General features: G+C 67.0%; 18 protein-coding genes. 12 read left to right on the top strand and 6 right to left on the bottom strand.

What is annotated here, in order from left to right:
* Window positions 1-6: 6 nt before the first annotated feature.
* Window positions 7-825: an alpha/beta fold hydrolase gene (locus ACFQPB_RS19870; RefSeq protein ID WP_382227048.1), complete on the bottom strand. Its 819-nt coding sequence runs from the start codon at window positions 823-825 to the stop codon at window positions 7-9.
* A gap of 2 nt (window positions 826-827) precedes the next feature.
* Window positions 828-2,138 (bottom strand): O-acetylhomoserine aminocarboxypropyltransferase, encoded by a 1,311-nt coding sequence (locus ACFQPB_RS19865; protein ID WP_382227046.1) that lies wholly within the window; start codon window positions 2,136-2,138, stop codon window positions 828-830.
* 128 nt (window positions 2,139-2,266) lie between these two features.
* On the opposite strand from ACFQPB_RS19865, the gene ACFQPB_RS19860 reads away from it, so the two are divergent.
* Window positions 2,267-2,734, top strand: coding sequence for a CBS domain-containing protein (locus ACFQPB_RS19860; protein WP_382198882.1), 468 nt, complete (start codon window positions 2,267-2,269; stop codon window positions 2,732-2,734).
* Window positions 2,735-2,773: 39 nt separating this feature from the next.
* Here the strand turns inward: ACFQPB_RS19860 and ACFQPB_RS19855 are convergent, their stop codons facing one another.
* Both ACFQPB_RS19855 and add read right to left on the bottom strand, forming a co-directional pair.
* Entirely contained in the window at window positions 2,774-3,760 is a 987-nt protein-coding gene (locus tag ACFQPB_RS19855; RefSeq protein ID WP_382227043.1) for a Bug family tripartite tricarboxylate transporter substrate binding protein, read from the bottom strand.
* A gap of 9 nt (window positions 3,761-3,769) precedes the next feature.
* Window positions 3,770-4,849 (bottom strand): adenosine deaminase, encoded by a 1,080-nt coding sequence (gene add / locus ACFQPB_RS19850; RefSeq protein ID WP_382227041.1) that lies wholly within the window; start codon window positions 4,847-4,849, stop codon window positions 3,770-3,772.
* A gap of 69 nt (window positions 4,850-4,918) precedes the next feature.
* Between add and ACFQPB_RS19845 the strand changes: the two genes are divergently transcribed.
* Window positions 4,919-5,842 (top strand): LysR family transcriptional regulator, encoded by a 924-nt coding sequence (locus tag ACFQPB_RS19845; protein ID WP_382227038.1) that lies wholly within the window; start codon window positions 4,919-4,921, stop codon window positions 5,840-5,842.
* On the opposite strand, the gene ACFQPB_RS19840 is transcribed toward ACFQPB_RS19845, so the two are convergent.
* Window positions 5,820-7,031 carry a polyhydroxyalkanoate depolymerase gene (locus ACFQPB_RS19840; RefSeq protein WP_382227035.1) on the bottom strand — a complete coding sequence of 404 codons (1,212 nt, stop codon included), beginning with the start codon at window positions 7,029-7,031 and terminating at the stop codon, window positions 5,820-5,822. The two genes, ACFQPB_RS19845 and ACFQPB_RS19840, sit on opposite strands and share 23 nt — an antisense overlap.
* A gap of 149 nt (window positions 7,032-7,180) precedes the next feature.
* Here ACFQPB_RS19840 and ACFQPB_RS19835 point away from each other — a divergent pair, with 149 nt between their 5' ends.
* Entirely contained in the window at window positions 7,181-7,837 is a 657-nt protein-coding gene (locus tag ACFQPB_RS19835; RefSeq protein ID WP_382198887.1) for a glutathione S-transferase, read from the top strand.
* A gap of 289 nt (window positions 7,838-8,126) precedes the next feature.
* Here ACFQPB_RS19835 and ACFQPB_RS19830 read toward each other — a convergent pair whose 3' ends face one another.
* Window positions 8,127-8,549, bottom strand: coding sequence for a cupin domain-containing protein (locus ACFQPB_RS19830; protein ID WP_382227087.1), 423 nt, complete (start codon window positions 8,547-8,549; stop codon window positions 8,127-8,129).
* 102 nt (window positions 8,550-8,651) lie between these two features.
* Between ACFQPB_RS19830 and aroC the strand changes: the two genes are divergently transcribed.
* The 9 genes from aroC to ACFQPB_RS19785 all read left to right on the top strand — a co-directional run bounded on the left by aroC (window position 8,652) and on the right by ACFQPB_RS19785 (window position 16,196).
* Complete coding sequence (gene aroC, locus ACFQPB_RS19825) at window positions 8,652-9,752, top strand: chorismate synthase (protein ID WP_382227033.1); 1,101 nt, start codon at window positions 8,652-8,654, stop codon at window positions 9,750-9,752.
* Between the two features lie 53 nt (window positions 9,753-9,805).
* Window positions 9,806-10,990, top strand: coding sequence for an MFS transporter (locus tag ACFQPB_RS19820; protein ID WP_382227030.1), 1,185 nt, complete (start codon window positions 9,806-9,808; stop codon window positions 10,988-10,990).
* A gap of 43 nt (window positions 10,991-11,033) precedes the next feature.
* On the top strand, window positions 11,034-12,059 hold the full coding sequence (locus ACFQPB_RS19815) for a hypothetical protein (protein ID WP_382227027.1): 1,026 nt from the start codon (window positions 11,034-11,036) through the stop codon (window positions 12,057-12,059).
* Window positions 12,060-12,148: 89 nt separating this feature from the next.
* Window positions 12,149-12,811, top strand: a complete 663-nt coding sequence (locus tag ACFQPB_RS19810) for a DsbA family oxidoreductase (protein ID WP_382227025.1) — start codon at window positions 12,149-12,151, stop codon at window positions 12,809-12,811.
* Window positions 12,808-13,029 (top strand): SlyX family protein, encoded by a 222-nt coding sequence (locus ACFQPB_RS19805; protein ID WP_382198892.1) that lies wholly within the window; start codon window positions 12,808-12,810, stop codon window positions 13,027-13,029. The genes ACFQPB_RS19810 and ACFQPB_RS19805 overlap by 4 nt, the downstream gene beginning before the upstream one ends.
* Window positions 13,030-13,052: 23 nt before the next feature.
* A complete protein-coding gene (locus ACFQPB_RS19800; RefSeq protein WP_382227022.1) occupies window positions 13,053-13,568 on the top strand; it encodes a DUF1993 domain-containing protein in 516 nt (171 codons plus the stop codon).
* 125 nt (window positions 13,569-13,693) lie between these two features.
* Window positions 13,694-14,524, top strand: coding sequence for a DODA-type extradiol aromatic ring-opening family dioxygenase (locus tag ACFQPB_RS19795; RefSeq protein ID WP_382227019.1), 831 nt, complete (start codon window positions 13,694-13,696; stop codon window positions 14,522-14,524).
* Window positions 14,521-15,183: an alpha/beta hydrolase gene (locus tag ACFQPB_RS19790; protein WP_382227016.1), complete on the top strand. Its 663-nt coding sequence runs from the start codon at window positions 14,521-14,523 to the stop codon at window positions 15,181-15,183. Before ACFQPB_RS19795 ends, ACFQPB_RS19790 begins: the two co-directional genes overlap by 4 nt.
* Window positions 15,180-16,196 carry a pirin family protein gene (locus ACFQPB_RS19785; protein ID WP_382227013.1) on the top strand — a complete coding sequence of 339 codons (1,017 nt, stop codon included), beginning with the start codon at window positions 15,180-15,182 and terminating at the stop codon, window positions 16,194-16,196. Before ACFQPB_RS19790 ends, ACFQPB_RS19785 begins: the two co-directional genes overlap by 4 nt.
* The last annotated feature ends 10 nt before the right edge of the window (window positions 16,197-16,206 follow it).

Raw genomic sequence — 16,206 nt, 5'->3', positions numbered from 1 at the left:
CGTGTGTCAGCGGTTGAGGAACTTGGCCAGGGCGAACAAGGTGTCGTCGGGCGCCTCGGTCATCTGGTGGTGGCCCACCGGCACGGTATGCACCGTAACGGCCTTGCCGCTGTCTCGGGCGGCCCCGATCAGGCTTTGGGCGGCTTTGAGCGGGGTCATCTGGTCTTGCGCGCCGAGCACAAACAGCACAGGGCAGGTGATGGCCCGCATCGCGGTTTCGCCGTTGGCGTAGCTGTCGCAGGCCTTGAAACCCCGGTGGAACACGTTGATGGCGGTGTTGCTGCGCAGCACCCGCCGACCCAGGGCCATGCCCGCACCATAGACCCAGGTACCTGGTCCGAGGGCCGAAGGGGGGGGAGCCAGGGTGGAGCGGGAAAACACGTTGACCAGCTTGAGCGCCTGTTCGGGATCGCTGATCGAGGTTTCCAGCAGCACAGGCGACACCCGCATGGGTGAGGCCACGCCCACCAGCACCAGTTGGCTGACCCGTTCGCGCAGGCGTGCAGCCGCTTCCAGTGCAATCAGGCCACCCCAGCTATGTCCCACCAGCGCCGCTTTTTGCACCCCGGCCGCGTCCAGCAAGGCAGCGACGAAATCGGCCGCCTGCTCCACGGTTTCCGGCGCGTCGCCGCCGCTCTTGCAGTGGCCGGGCAGGTCCACCGCCAGCACGTTGAAACCGTGGTGGGCCAGGTAGCGGCTTTGCAGAATCCACACGCTGTGGTCGTTGAGCACACCGTGGATGAACACCACCGTGGGCTGGGCCGGGTTGAAGGGCTTGCCGCCGGTGTAGCAGTAGGTTTTGGCGCCATTGACTTGCAGGTACATGGTCAGGCCCCCGCTTTCTCTGCGGCCTTGAGCGCGCGTTTGAGGTCGTCGATCAGGTCGTCCGGGTCTTCCAGGCCGATGGACAGGCGGATGGTGCCTTGGGCGATGCCGGCACCGGCCAGCGCCTCGTCGCTCATGCGGAAGTGGGTGGTGCTGGCCGGGTGGATCACCAGGCTGCGGCAGTCGCCCACGTTGGCCAGGTGGCTGAAGATCTTGAGCGTTTCGATGAACTTGCGGCCCTGGGCGCGGTTGCCCTTGATGTCGAAGCTGAACACCGAGCCGGCGCCACGGGGGCCAAAGCGCAGCAGCTTGTGCGCCAGCGTGTGGCTGGGGTGCGATTCAAGCAAAGGGTGGCCCACACGTTCCACCATGGGCTGGCTGGCCAGGAACTGCACCACCTTTTCGGTGTTGCTCATGTGGCGTTCCATGCGCAGGGGCAGGGTTTCGATGCCTTGCAGGATCAGCCAGGCCGTGTGGGGGCTCATGCAGGCGCCAAAGTCGCGCAGGCCCTCGCGGCGGGCGCGCAGCAGGAAGGCGCCCACGGTGGACTCTTCGCTGAACACCATGTTGTGAAAGCCTTCGTAGGCCTGGGTGAGTTCGGGGAATTTGCCCGAGGCCTCCCAGTCGAAGCTGCCGCCGTCCACCACCACACCACCGATCACGGTGCCGTGGCCGCTCAAGAACTTGGTGGCCGAGTGGTAGACGATGTCCGCGCCGTGCTCGAAGGGCTTGATGAGGTAGGGCGAGGTCAGGGTCGAATCGACCAGCAGGGGCACGCCGGCCTCGTGCGCGATCTGCGACACGGTGGGGATGTCCAGCACGTCCAGACCGGGGTTGCCCACGGTCTCGCCGAAGAAGAGCTTGGTGTTGGGCCGCACGGCCGCCTTCCAGCCGTCGATGTCGCCGGGTTTGACGAAGGTGGTGTCGATGCCGAAACGGCGCATCGTGTAGTGCAACAGGTTCTGGCTGCCGCCGTAGAGCGCGGTGCTGGCCACGATGTGCGAACCCGCGCCCATGAGCGTGGCGATGCTCAAGTGCAGCGCGGCCTGGCCGCTGGCGGTGGCGATGGCACCAATGCCGCCTTCCAGTGCCGAGACGCGCTGCTCCAGCACGGCGTTGGTGGGGTTGCTGATGCGGCTGTAGACGTGGCCGGCGCGTTCCAGGTTGAACAGCGAGGCCGCGTGGTCGCTGGACTCGAAGACGAAGGAGGTGGTGAGGTGGATGGGCACGGCGCGCGCGCCGGTGCTGGGGTCGGGGGCGGCGCCCGCGTGCAGCGCGAGCGTGTCGAAGCCGGGGTCGGCGTAGCCGGGCATGGGAGGGTCTCCGTGTGTGCCGCGCCACAGTGAGGCGCGGCCTGGGTGTGTGGGTGTCGTGAGCGATTATTGTGGGCTATATTTCAGGCACAACCATCCACCCGATACCGGGGCCGCGAGGAGAAACCATGAAAGTCAGCGACATTCTTCGTGTCAAGGGCAACACCCTCTACACGGCCACCCCCGATGAGCCCCTGGCCAGCGCCTTGAACCTCATGGCCGAGAAGGACATCGGCTCGCTGGTGGTGATGGACCACGGCGACCTCGTGGGCATGCTGACCTTCCGCGAAGTGATTCAGCTGGTGGTGAAGAACGGCGGCGCGGTGGGCACCACCATCGTGCGCACCGCCATGGACGACGCCCCGCTGACCTGCACCATGGAGACCGAACTCGACGAAGTCCGCCGCATGATGTTGGACCGCCACGCGCGCTACATGCCCGTGATGGACAAACGCATGCTCATGGGCGTCATCAGCTTCTACGACGTGGCCAAGGCCGTGGTGGACAGTCAGAACTTCGAGAACAAGATGCTCAAGGCCTACATCCGCGACTGGCCTGCCGACGCCGAGAGCGAGGCGGACAGCCCCAAGCTCTGAACAAGGCCAAAGGACAAAGCGCCCGACCGGGCGCTTTTTTCATTCCTTGATGTTGGCGCGCTGAACAATTTTCTGGTTGCGCGCGTATTCCTCCCGCACGAAGGCGCCGAACTGCGCCGGGCTGCTGTTGCCGGCCGTGGCGCCTTGTTCGCTGAACTTGGCCTTGATCTCGTCGGACTTGAGCACCTCGTTCAGTTCCTGGTTGATGCGCGCCACCACCTCGGGCGGCGTTTTGCCCGGTGCGAACAGGCCGATCCAGGTGTTCATCTCGTAACCCTTGAGGCCGGGCATCTCGGCGAACGCTGGCACCTGTGGCAGGTTGGGCAGGCGCTTGGCGCCGGTCACGCCCAGGGCCTTGATGCGGCCAGCGCTGATGTGCGGCATGGCCGTGGTGGCCACCAGCATGGCCAGATCGACCTGGTTGCCAATCACGTCAGCGGCGATCTGCGCGCCGCCCCGGTAGGGGATGTGGGTGACAAAAGTGCCGGTCTGGTCCTTGAGCAATTCCATGGCCAGTTGCAGCACGGTTCCGATGCCCGAGGTGGCGTAGTTGTACTTGCCGGGCTCCTTCTTGGCCAGCTTCACGAACTCGCCGAAGTCCTTGGCGGGCAGACCGGGGCGTGCCACCAGCACCATGGGCGCGGTGCTGATCAGGCCCACCGGGGCCAGGTCGGTGAGCGGGTCGTACCGGAAGGCCGAGGGGTTGATCAGGCGACCGATGACGATGGGGCTGTCGGGCCCGACCACCAGAGTATAGCCGTCGGGGTTCGCCTGCACCACCTTGGAGACGCCGATGGCGCCACCGGCGCCGGCCACGTTCTCCACCACCACCGACTGTTTGAGCCGCTCGCCCAGCTTGGTGGCCACCAGCCGCGCGCTGAAGTCCACGCTGCCGCCGGCGGTGAAGGGCACCACCAGGGTGATGGGCTTGGCGGCCGGCCAAGCTTGGGCCTGGGCCGTGAAAGGGGTGGCCAGGGCGGTGGCGGCCAGCAGGGTGAAAAGCCGGCGGGGCAGGGGCGTGGTCATGGGTGGTCCTCAGGCAAGGGTGGAAGATGGGGAAACGGGCAGGAGCGTGGCGCGCAGGCGGTCGAACTCGGCCGTCCATTCGCTGCGCCACTGGCGGCGCGTGCTGTCGTCGGTCCAGGCGCCTTCGATGCCGTTGAGCATGAAGCCGCGCAGGTCGTCCAGCGAGAAGCCGAAGTCGCGCACCATCATTTGCCAGGCCCGGGTGGGCGTGACGTGGTGCAGCGTGGGGTCGTCGGTGTTGGGGTGCACGCGCAGGCCCAGGCCGGGCATGTGGCGTATCGGGTGGTCCAGCGCCCAGCGCTCGGGCGCCAGGGTGCGCAGGTAGTAGGAGTTGGTGGGCACCACGGTGAACAGCACGCCGCGCTCGGCACATTCGCGCGCGAACTCGGGCGCGTCCACCACGGTGTAGCCGTGGTCGATGCGGTCCACCTTGAGCAGGTCCAGCGCGGTGCGCACGTTGTGCCAGGGCATGCCGAACTCGCCCGCGTGGGCGGTGGTGCGCAGGCCACCGGCGCGCGCGGCGGCGTAGGCGTCCACGAACAGCTCGGGTGGTCGGTCGTTCTCGCGGTAGTCGATGCCGATGCCAATCACTTCCTCGTGCGGGTGGGCCAGCACCCAGCGCACCATCTCCAGCGCGGCCTCGGGGCTGGCCTCGCGGTCGATGGCGGGCACCAGGCGGCCGGTGATGCCGTGGTCGCGCTGGGCGTCGTGGATAGCGCGCACGATGCCCTCGACCGCGCGGGCGTAGGGCAGGCCGGAGACCTCGGCGGTGCCGGTGGGGTTCCAGAAGAACTCGGCGTAGCGCACCGAATGCGCGGCGGCGTCCTGCAGGTACTCGTAGGTCAGGCGGTGCAGGTCGTCGGCCGAGCGGATCAGGTCCTGGTCCAGCGCGCGCAGCACCCGCAGCACGCCCACCGGCTTTTCGCCCCGGGTGTAGAAGGCCTCGATCTCGGCGTCGCTTATAGGCGCGTGTTCACGCCGCACCAGGTGGGTGAAGGTGTCGCGCCGCACGGTGCCCAGCAGGTGGCAGTGCAGCTCGGCCTTGGGCATGGCCCGCAGAAAGGCTTCGAGGGGGTCGGGGTGGCTCATAAGGTGGGCCAGTCTAGGTCAGGTGCATCGATAATCGAAGTTTCAAATTTCAATGACTTCATTCAAACTATGAATGGGATCGAGCACGGGCTGCGGGCCCTCACCTTGCGCCACCTGCGCTGCCTGGTCACGCTGGCCGAAGAGCGCCATTTCGGCCGCGCGGCCGAGCGCCTGGCCATCACCCAGCCGGCTTTGAGCAACGCCATGCGCCAAATGGAGCGCCTGGTGGGCACGCCGCTGCTGGCGCGCGAAACCCCGCGCTTCGAGCTGACGCCGGCCGGTGCCGAGTTGCTGCGCCGCGCCCAGTACCTGGTGCACACGGTGGACCTGGCGCTGGAGGACATGGCCCAGATCCTGGCCAGCGGGCAGGCCCTGCTGCGCCTGGGCGTGGTGCCCTCGGCCGCCGCCCTCGTCGCCGAGGCGCTGCAGGCCCACCCGCCGGTGGCCAGTGGCGAGCTGAAAGTCGATTTGCTGGATCTGCCTTCCAGCGCTTTGCTGGAGGAACTGCGCCAGGGCCGCATTGACCTGGCCGTGGTGGCCCTCACCGATCCGCCCGACGGCCTGACCGTGACCGAGCTGTTCGAAGACCCGCTGGTGCTGGTGCTGCCGCGCTCGCACGCGCTGGCCGAGGGCGCCGAGGTGGCCTGGCGCCAGCTGCGCCACGAGCGCCTGGTGCTGTTCGCCAGCGGCAGTGTGTCGGAGCTGGCCGGGCCGGCGAGTGCCCAATTCGCGCGCATTGAGCGCGAGCCGATGCGGGTGCAACATTCCGAGACCTTGTACGGCTGCGTGCGCAGTGGCCTGGCCCTGGGACTCATGCCCCGGCTCTACACCACCCACCTGGCCGACCCCACGCTGGTGGTGCGGCCCTTGGTGCGCCCCGCGATCGAGCGGCGCGTGGCCTTGTTGCAGCGGCCTGGGCCGCAGCGCAGCGAGGCGGCCGAGCGGTTTGCGCAACACCTGCGCGAGCGGCTCAGCGGTGGGCGTCGTGGATGACGGCCCGCACGCGCGGGTAAATCTGCTGGTTCCACTTGCGGCCGCTGAACACGCCGTAGTGGCCCACGCCGGTCTGGATGTGGTGGGTTTTGAGGTAGGGCCGCAGGCTGGTGCACAGGTCGTGGGCCGCCACGGTTTGCCCCACCGAACAGATGTCGTCGCGCTCGCCCTCCACCGTAATCAAGGCGGTGCGCCGTATGGCCCCGCAGTCCACACGGCGGCCGTTCACCATCAGTTCGCCACGCGCCAGGTCGTAGGTCTGGAACACCTTTTCCACGGTTTCCAGGTAGAACTCGGCCGGCAGATCGTTGACGGCCAGGTACTCCTCGTAGAAGTTCTGGATCACGCTGGCTTGCTCCACGTCGCCTTCCACGAGGTGGTTGAACATGTCGATAAACGACTGTTTGTGGCGCTCGGGGTTCATGCTCATGAAGGCGCTGACCTGCACGAAGCCCGGGTACACCCGCCGCATGAATCCCGCGTGGGGCAGGGGCACGTGGCTGATGAGGTTGTGCTCAAACCAATCGATGGGCTTGCTGACCGCCAGCCGGTTCACCTCGGTGGGGTTGATGCGGCAGTCCACCGGGCCGGCCATCAGCGTGAGGCTGCGCGGCTGGGCCGGGTGGTCGTCTTCGGCCATCAACGCGGTGGCGGCCAGCGCGGCCACGCAAGGCTGGCACACCGCCACCACGTGGCAGCCCGGGCCGATGTGGGCGATGAAGCGGACCATGTAGTCCACGTAGTCGTCGAGCCGGAACGCGCCGTGGCGCAGCGACACGTCGCGCGCGTTGTGCCAGTCGGTGATAAAGACGTCGTGGTCTTGCAGCAGGGTGCGCACGGTTTCGCGCAGCAGCGTGGCGAAGTGGCCGGACAGCGGTGCCACCAGCAGCACGGGCGGCTGGTCGCTGACGCCAGGTTTCTTGAAGTGCAACAGGATGCCAAATGGCAATTCGAGGGCTTTTTCCTCGGTCACCGGCACACTTTCACTGCCCACCAGCGCGCTGTCTATGCGGTAGGGCGGGCGGGTGTGGGTGAGCTTCATGCGGTGAAACACTTCGCTGGCAGCGGCCACGCGGCGCAGCAGGCTGCGCTCGGTTTTGTGCAGCCAGAGGGCGGCGCCGGTGTGTTGCGCCATCAGGCGCAAGGGCGACAGCAGGTCGGACTGGTTCTGGTAGGCCTGGTACAGCATGGGGGTCCTGTCGTGCTGTGGACTTGTGGTCCAGTGCGTGAGTGAACGCAATTTGTGGGCCAAGCACGGTGTTTCGCGGCCACGTTCATCGGTTCGTCTCAATCTGGCACAGGGCTTGCTGATGTTCTTCAACCACCAGGAGCAACCCCATGGCCAAAGCCCAATTGACGATCAGCAGCAAGAACTACGGCGCGTGGGCTTTGCGTGGGTGGTTGATGTGCCGGTTTGCGGGCCTGGATTTCACCGAGCACGTGATCCCACCGGACGACCCGGCGATGAAGGCCGAGATGCTGCTGCTTTCGTCCAGCATGCTGGTGCCCTCGCTGCAGCACAACGGCATCAAGGTGTGGGACACGCTGGCCATTGGCGAGTATTTGCACGAGGTGAAGCCACGCGCGGGCTTGTTGCCGGCCGACCAGAAGGCGCGCGCGCACTGCCGTGCGATTTGCGGCGAAATGCACTCGGGGTTCAGCGCCCTGCGCAGTGCCTTGCCCATGAACATCAAAGCGCATTTCCCGGGGTTCAAGGTGTGGTCGCGTGCGGTGGCCGACATCGAACGTGTGGTGGCCATCTGGAAGGAATGCCTGGTGGCGCACGGCGGCCCGTATCTGTTCGGTAAAACGCCCGGCTTGGCCGATGCGATGTATGCGCCGGTGGTGACGCGTTTCCTCACCTACGACGTGGCACTGGAGCCGGTGTGTGCCGCGTATTGCCAGCGCATCATGGCCTTGCCGGCCATGGTGGAGTGGGTGACGGCGGCGCGCGAGGAACCGGAGGAGATTGACGAGTTGGATGCGGAGTTTTGAGTCTTCGTGCAGCGTTGCGTGCGCCGGAGCGTGTGGGGTGACGGGTTCCGCTCGTGTCCCCCAGCGGCTTCGCCGCTTCCTCCTTTACCTCGCTGCACCCGTCACCCCACACGCTCCGGCAACCACCATGCAGGCACACCACCGGTTGCACTCCAACACCTTTGCAGATCGGGATGGCCGGGTGCGCAGCGCAGCGGCATAAAGGGGGAGCCCGCGCAGCGGGGCGGAGGACAGCCGCGGAGCAGCGCACCCGGGCATCCCGATCCACCCCACACCGATCAAAACAGCACTATTTCCAAGGCGTAGAAGCCGGAATCGCACACACCGGCTTCACGTCCACCGTCTTGAAATCGGCCGGCGAGACGATCTCCAGGTACTCCATGTCGGGCGAATAATCGAACAGGTAGTGGCGTATGCCCGGGCGCTGGTGCACCACGTCGCCTGCTTCCACCAAGGTCTCCTTGTCCTCGTACATGAAGCGCGCCCAGCCCTTGACCATGATCACGATCTGGAAGTCCGCCTCATGCCGGTGCCAGCCCGTGCCCTCATCCGGTGCCATGTTGGCCTTGACGAGGTGCGCGATCACCTTGCCGTGGGTGGCGTCGGCAATGCCCAGATCGCGGTAGAGGAAAAAGTCGCGCAGCCCTCCCGACACATAGTCGGTGTCGGCGGGCTTGACATGGGAAAACTGGGTGCCAGTGCGGTCGAGCATGGGGTTCTCCTTGCGCAGCCAAAGGTGCTGCACTGCAGCATCAAGCATGAAGCATTCCATAGCAGGTCGCCGCCCGTCGGCCCTCTGGGATAATCGCGCCCCATGAGCGGCAACACCTTCGGCAATCTTTTCGCAGTCACCAACTTCGGTGAATCCCACGGCCCGGCCATCGGCTGCGTCATCGACGGCTGCCCGCCCGGCATGGACTTGTGCGAGGCCGACATCCAGATCGAGCTGGACCGCCGCCGCCCCGGCACCAGCAAGTTCGTCACCCAGCGCAACGAGCCCGACGCGGTGGAAATCCTGAGTGGGGTGTACGAAGGCAAAACCACCGGCACCCCCATCGCGCTGCTGATCCGCAACACCGACCAGCGCAGCAAGGACTACGGCAACATCCTGCAGAGTTTTCGCCCAGGCCATGCCGACTACACCTATTGGCACAAATTCGGCATCCGCGATCCGCGCGGCGGCGGCCGTTCTTCGGCCCGCCTGACCGCGCCCACCGTGGCCGCCGGCGCGGTGGCTCGGAAGTGGCTGAAGGAGCGTTACGGCACCACCTTCCACGGCTGCATGACGCAGATCGGTGACGTGGCCATTCCCTTCGAGAGTTGGGACCACGTGCCCAACAACCCGTTTTTTGCCCCGGTGGCCGATGTGTCGGCATTGGAGGACTACATGAACGCGCTGCGCAAGAGCGGTGATTCCTGTGGTGCCCGCCTGCGCGTCACGGCCCGCAGTATGCCCGTGGGCCTGGGCCAGCCGCTGTACGACAAGCTCGACGCCGACATCGCCTACGCCATGATGGGGCTGAACGCCGTCAAGGGCGTGGAGATCGGCGCCGGTTTTGACAGCGTGACCCACAAGGGCAGCACCCACGGCGACGCGCTCACGCCCAATGGCTTTGCCAACAACAACGCGGGCGGCGTGCTGGGCGGCATCAGCACCGGGCAGGACCTGGAGGTGGCCATGGCCATCAAGCCCACCAGCTCCATCCTCATCCCGCGCGACACCATCGACCTGCAAGGCCTGCCCACCGAGGTGATCACCAAGGGCCGGCACGACCCCTGCGTGGGCATACGCGCCACGCCCATTGCCGAGGCGCTGCTCGCGCTGGTGGTGATGGAGCACGCCCTGCGCCAGCGCGCCCAGTGTGGCGACGTGACCGTGGGCACGCCCGACATCGCGGCGCTGGCGCGGCGTTGAAAAGTGATTCGGCGCCGGGCCGTCCCAAGGCGGATCAGCCCCCTCGGGGGGCAGTGACCCGCACAGCGGTGGAACGTGGGGGTGGACAGCTCGCGCCCTTTGCGGCGCTCTCGGCCTCCTACTTTGCGCACATCGGGTTTTTCAACCCCTACCTGTCACTTTGGCTTAAAGACCTGGGCTACGGGCTGTTCGCCATCGGCTTGTTGACCTCGGTGCAGTCGGGCACCCGGCTGGTGGCCCCCTACGCGTGGGGCTGGTTCAGCGACCACACGGGCGAGCGCGTCAAGCTGCTGCGCTACAGCGCTTTGGCCGCGCTGCTGTTGTCCCTCGGTTTGTGGTTCGAGTGGTCGTTGTACGGCCTGATGTTCTTGCTGCTGCTGATGTTCGTGAACACCAGCGGCATGATGCCCATGAGCGAGGCGGCCATGGCCCACCTGGTGAGCCAGGACGGGCGGTTCGATGCCGCCCGCTATGGCCGGGTGCGCCTGTGGGGCTCGCTGGGTTTTCTGGTCACGGTGGTGGTGGCCGGGGCCTGGTTTGAACGTTTTGGCATGGGCCACTTCCCGGCCTGGGCACAGGGCACGCTGATCGCGGTGGTGTTGAGCGCCTGGTGGTTGCCCAACCTCAAAGAGGCGCCCCATGCTGCCGACGACCAGGGGCACATCGGGCCGGTGCTGCGCCAACCTCAGGTGCGCTGGTTTTTTGCGGCCATGTTTTTCCATGTGCTGGCCCACATCTTCATCTACGCCTTTTTTTCGCTCTACCTCGATGGGCTGGGCTACAGCAAGACGGTGATTGGCTTGCTGTGGGCGGTGTCGGTGCTGATCGAGATCGGCTGGTTTTTCACCCAGGGCCGCTGGCTGCCCTTGCTGTCGCACAGCGGCTGGCTGGTGCTGGCCGCCGCGCTGATGGTGGTTCGCATGGTGTTGACCGCCGGCCTGCCGCTGGTGTGGCCGCTGTTGCTGTTGGCGCAGATGCTCCACGCCATCACCTTCGCCACCCACCACACGGTGTGCATCGCGCTGCTGTCGCGGCATTTTCCGGGGCGGCTGCGCGGTCGCGGCCAGGCCTTGTACTCGGTGGTGGGCTACGGTTTCCCTGGGGTGCTGGGTGGGTTGGGTGGCGGGGCGCTGAGTGCCGTGTGGGGCTTGACCAGCATGTTCTGGTTGTCGGCCGTGTGTGCGCTGGTGGCCACGGCCTGCGCGCTGCGGTTGCGCGCACTGGACAGACGCGCATAAGCACCGGGTGTGGGGTGCGGCGGGTCGTTACCATCGGTCCCTTATGCCCACCGCCCGCACCCAAGATCGCCCGTCCATTTTCCGCTCCGCTCCTGCAGACGAGGCACCGGTGCCCTGGAGCGGCCGGGTGAGCTTGGACGACGTGGGGCGCCCGGGGGGGCTTTTGATCGCCGCGCTGCTGCAGTGCGCAGAAGAGCGGGGGCTGTCGCTGAGCGAACTGGCCACGCGCATGGGCGTGAGCTACTGGAGCCTGAGCCAGTTGCGCATCGGTTTTCGGCCCATCGAAACCTTGGACGAGGACCTGGCCCAGGCCTGCGCCGATTACTTGGATCTGCCCCGCCTGACCGTGGACATGCTGGCGGGCCTGCTGGACCCAACGCAAGCGCTCGCGGAAGAAGACCTGAGCGGCGAAGACATCCTGCATGCGCGGCAGCTCTTGGCGCGCACGCCCGATGCCTTGCTGCTGTTGCCTGCGGCCAACCGGATGCGTCCCTTGCAGGGTCTGGCGGTGGACGAGCTGGCCGCCTTGCACCGTGCGCACGGCAGCAATCCGGCCGTGGTGGCGGTGCTTCGGGCCGAATTGAACCACCGGCCGATGTCCAAAACCGAGCTGTTGCGTGCGGCGCTGGGGCCCGTCGCTGCCGCCGATCCGGCGCCGAGCGCGCAGGCTGCGCCGCCGCCCAGCGGCATCCTGCGCTGCGGCTGCTGCCAGAAGCGGCTGCGCGTGCCGCACCTGGCTGAACCCGGCGAAATCCGCTGCCCCGGCTGCCAGACCGAATACGCCGTGCACTGGCAAGACTGCGTCTGCCTGGTGGAGCGCATCGCCGCACCGGAGGCTGATGACGCGCCTGAAGACCAGGCCGCCGACGCGGACGACACCTCGCCCTGGGCGGTGCTGGGGCTGGCCGAAGGCAGCCCGTGGGAGGCGGTGGAGCGCGCGCGCCGCTCGCTGCTGCAGCAATACCATCCGGACCGGCTCGGCCACGTGTCGCCCCTGGTGCGCCAACTGGCCGAAGCGGCGTTCAAACGCGTGGGCGAGGCCTACGACACACTCAAAGTCCGCCAGTAGGGACATGGTGGGCCCGCCGGTGGCGGGCATCGAAATGGCCTAGCATGTTGGCCTGTTTCACTGACGGCCCCCGCGTGGGCCTTTGCGCCATGACCGCCTCTCTCAAGATCGACTTTGTGTCCGACGTTTCCTGCCCTTGGTGTGCCGTGGGCCTGGGTGCGCTGGAGCAGGCGCTGGAGCGCCTGCAAGGCACGGTGAAGGCCGATCTGCACTTCCAGCCCTTCGAACTCAACCCCCAGATGCCGCCCGGCGGCCAGGACATCACCGAACACCTGACGGAGAAGTACGGCTCCACGCCCGAAAAGCAGGCCGAGATCCGCGAGATGATCCGCCAGCGCGGCGCCGAGGTGGGCTTTGAATTCAGGCGCGAAGGCCGTGGTCGCATCTACAACACGTTCGACGCCCACCGCCTGCTGTTGCTGGCCGAAAACGAAGGCCAGCCTGGCCAGCAACACGCGCTCAAGAAGGCGCTGCTCACCGCTTACCACGGCCGCGCCGAGAGCCCCGAGTCGCATGAGGTGCTGTTGCGCCTGGCCACCGAGGTGGGCCTGGACCCAGCCCGTGTGCAAGCCGTCCTGGCCAGCGACGAACTGGCCGACGAAGTGCGCGCGCAAGAGCTGATGTACCAGCGTGCCGGCATCCGCTCCGTGCCCGCCGTGGTCATCAACGACCGTCACCTCATCTCCGGCGGCCAGCCAGCCGAGGTGTTCGAGCAGGCCTTGCGCCAGATCGCCGCTGAGGCCCAGGCATGACGCTGGCTCCCGCCGAGGTGGAGCGCCGGCTGACCGAGCTGGAGATCAAGGCCAGCTACGCCGACGACACCCTGGACCAGCTCAACCAGATCATCTACCGCCAGCAGCAACAGATCGACCGGCTGGAACGCGAGCTGGCGCAGCTGCGCCAACAACAGCCAGAGGCGGGCGGGGCGGTGTTCCGCAGCCTGCGCGACGAACTGCCGCCGCACTACTGACCCTTTTTTCCAACGAGGCCACCATGAGCATCACCTTGTTTTCCGCCAGCCAGCCCGTGTTCCGCAACGCGCTCACCAACCTGCACCACCTGCTGGAAAAAGCCCGCGCCGACGCCGCCACCCGGGGCTACGACCCGCAAATGCTGGTGAGCTACCGCCTGGCCCCCGACATGCTGCCTTTCAAGTCGCAGGTTTTCATCGCCTGCGACGCCGCCAAGCTGTGTTTGGCCCGCCTCGGTGGCCTGGACGCCCCCAAGTTCGACGACACCGAAAACACGCTCGAGGAGCTGCAAGGCCGCATCCAGAAGACGCTGGACTGGCTGGCCACCGTGCCCGCCAGCGCCATCGACGGCCAGGAGGCGCGCGAAATCACCTTCCCGGTGGGCAAGGCCGGCACCCGCACCATGTTGGGCGAGGACTACCTCAAGAGCTGGGCCTTGCCCAACGTCTTCTTCCACGTCACCACGGCCTACGCCATCCTGCGCCACAACGGCGTGCCGCTGGGCAAGCGCGACTACCTGGTGGGGCCCGCGGCTTGAACATCGTCTGAATCAAATGGGTGAAAAGCAACAAATTATTTGAACGTTGACTTCAGCGGGCGGCGCTTGTGGATGGCGGGTTGTGCTGCCATCCTTGACACATCCCAGACCCCGAGGAAAACGCCATGTCACACGCCGCCTTGCCCACCCTGTTCCTCTCCCACGGCTCGCCCATGTGGGCGCTGGAGCCCGGGGCGTCCGGCCCGGCGCTCACCCACTGGGCAGAGGGTTTGCGTGAGCGGCTGGCCGCCGACGGCCAGCCCTTGCGCGGCATCGTGCTCATGTCGCCCCACTGGATGGCGCGCCAGCCGGCGGTGATGACCAACGCGCAGCCCGCCACCTGGCACGACTTTGGCGGCTTCCCCGAACCCTTGTACCGTCTGCAATACCCCGCGCCCGGCGCGCCCGCACTGGCCGAGCAGGTGCTGGGGCTGCTGCAGGCGGCCGGTGTGCCCGCCGTGCCCGATGCCCAGCGCCCGCTGGACCATGGCGCCTGGGTGCCGCTGATGCACCTGTTCCCGCAGGCCAACGTGCCGGTGGTGCAGGTGGCGCTGCCCGCCAGCGCCGGCCCGCGCGAGGTGTTTGCCATGGGCCAGGCCCTGGCCGGGCTGCGCAACGAGGGCGTGCTGGTCATCGGCTCCGGCAGCATGACGCACAACCTGGGCGAGTTCTTCAGCGGCATGCCGCAGCAGGACGATCCCGCCGCCGCCTACGCCAATGAGTTCAGCCGCTGGATCGAAGACGTGGTGGCGCGTGCCGATGTGGATGCGCTGCTGGACTACCGCGTCCGCGCGCCCCACGCCGTGCGCGCCCACCCCACCGAAGAGCATTTCCTGCCCATCTTTTTCGCGCTGGGCGCGGCCGGGTGGGGCAGCGACGCCGCTGTGGCCCCCAACTACCTGACGCGCGAAATCATGTACCGCTACCTGGCCATGGACGCCTTTGCACTGGCATGAACACCACCCCTCTCACTTTTCTGGAGCGCCCGGCAGCGGGCACCCACACCTGGCTGCTGGTGCTCATGCACGGCGTGGGCAGCAACGAGCAAGACCTGTTTGGCCTCGCACCCTATGTGCCGCCGCACTTTCATGTGCTGAGCCTGCGCGCACCCTTTGTGCTGGGGCCGGGCAGTTACGCCTGGTTTGAGTTAGATGTGCGCCCCGATGGCTCGCGCGCCATCGACGGCGAGCAGGAGCTGGCCAGCCGCGAAGCGCTCACACGTGAGATCGCGGCCCACGCGCAACGTCTTGGTGTGCCACCTGCGCGTGTGCTGGTGGGCGGCTTCAGTCAGGGTGGCATCATGGGCTTGAGCCTGTTGTTGACGCAGCCTTCGCTGATGCAAGCCGCCTTTGCGCTGCACAGCCGCCTGCTGCCCGAGGTGCTGACGCTGGCCGCGCCTGCCGCTGAGTTGGTCGGCAAACGCCTGTGGGTCAGCCACGGTTTGCAGGACATGGTCATCCCCCTGGCGCAGGCACAGCGTATCCGCGAGCACTTTGGCGCCTTGCCGGTGGCGCTGGACGGTGCCGATTTCCCCGGTGGGCACGAGTTGCGCCCGGCCGAACTGCAGCAGTGGATCGCCTGGCTGCAGCGCATCACTTCAAAGGAGACGACGTGAGCAACACCCACCCCATCCTGAGCGCGCAGGCGTTGGGCTTCCAGTGGCCCACGCTGGACCCGTTTCTGTTCTGCGTGCACCACAACGACCACTACCCGCCGGGCAATGCCCAGTTGGGGCCCGCGGCGTCGCTGGCCGGCCGCCAGATCGGGCAGGACTTCTCGCAGAAGGACGGCTGGAGCATGTACCACGGCGAGCAGGTGCCCGGTTTCCCGGCCCACCCGCACCGGGGCTTCGAGACAGTGACGATCGCGCGCCGTGGGCTGATTGACCATTCGGATTCGCTGGGGGCCGCCGCGCGTTTTGGCGAGGGCGACGTGCAGTGGCTCACGGCTGGGCGTGGCATCGTGCATTCCGAGATGTTTCCGCTGCTGCAAGCCGATCAACCCAACCCTTGCGAGCTGTTCCAGATCTGGCTCAACCTGCCCGCCGCGCGCAAGATGGCCGCCCCGCACTTCACCATGTTCTGGGGCCAGGACATCCCGGCCCTGCAGGCCGGCGGCGTGGAGGTCAGTGTGGTGGCAGGTGCCCTGAATGGCGCACCGGCTCCCCTGGCCCCGCCGCCCGAATCCTGGGCTGCTCAGCCCGATGCCGACGTGGCCATCTGGACGCTCAAGCTCGCCCCCGGCGCCCGCTTCACCTTGCCCGCAGCGCAAGGGCAGGGTACGCGGCGCATGCTGTACTTTTTTGCGGGCACCGCCCTGCGCGTTGGGGGGCATCTGGTCGATCGGCACGCCGCGTTGGAACTGGACGCAGCCGCAGCGGTGGAGCTGGTGAATGGCGACACCGCTGCCGAATGCCTGATGCTGCAAGGCCGGCCCATCGCCGAGCCCGTGGCCCAGTACGGCCCCTTCGTGATGAACACGCAGGCCGAAATCCACCAGGCTTTCAGCGATTACCAGCGCACCCGTTTTGGTGGGTGGCCCTGGCAGAACGAGGCGCCGCACCATGGTCCTGATCGAGGTCGGTTTGCCCGCCATCCAGGGGGAGCCGAAGATTTGCCGCCGACCTAAATCCCTGGCA

The sequence above is a fragment of the Hydrogenophaga atypica genome (assembly GCF_042665215.1).
GTDB lineage: Bacteria > Pseudomonadota > Gammaproteobacteria > Burkholderiales > Burkholderiaceae_C > Hydrogenophaga > Hydrogenophaga defluvii_A.
This window is presented reverse-complemented; position numbering and strand designations above follow the sequence as displayed.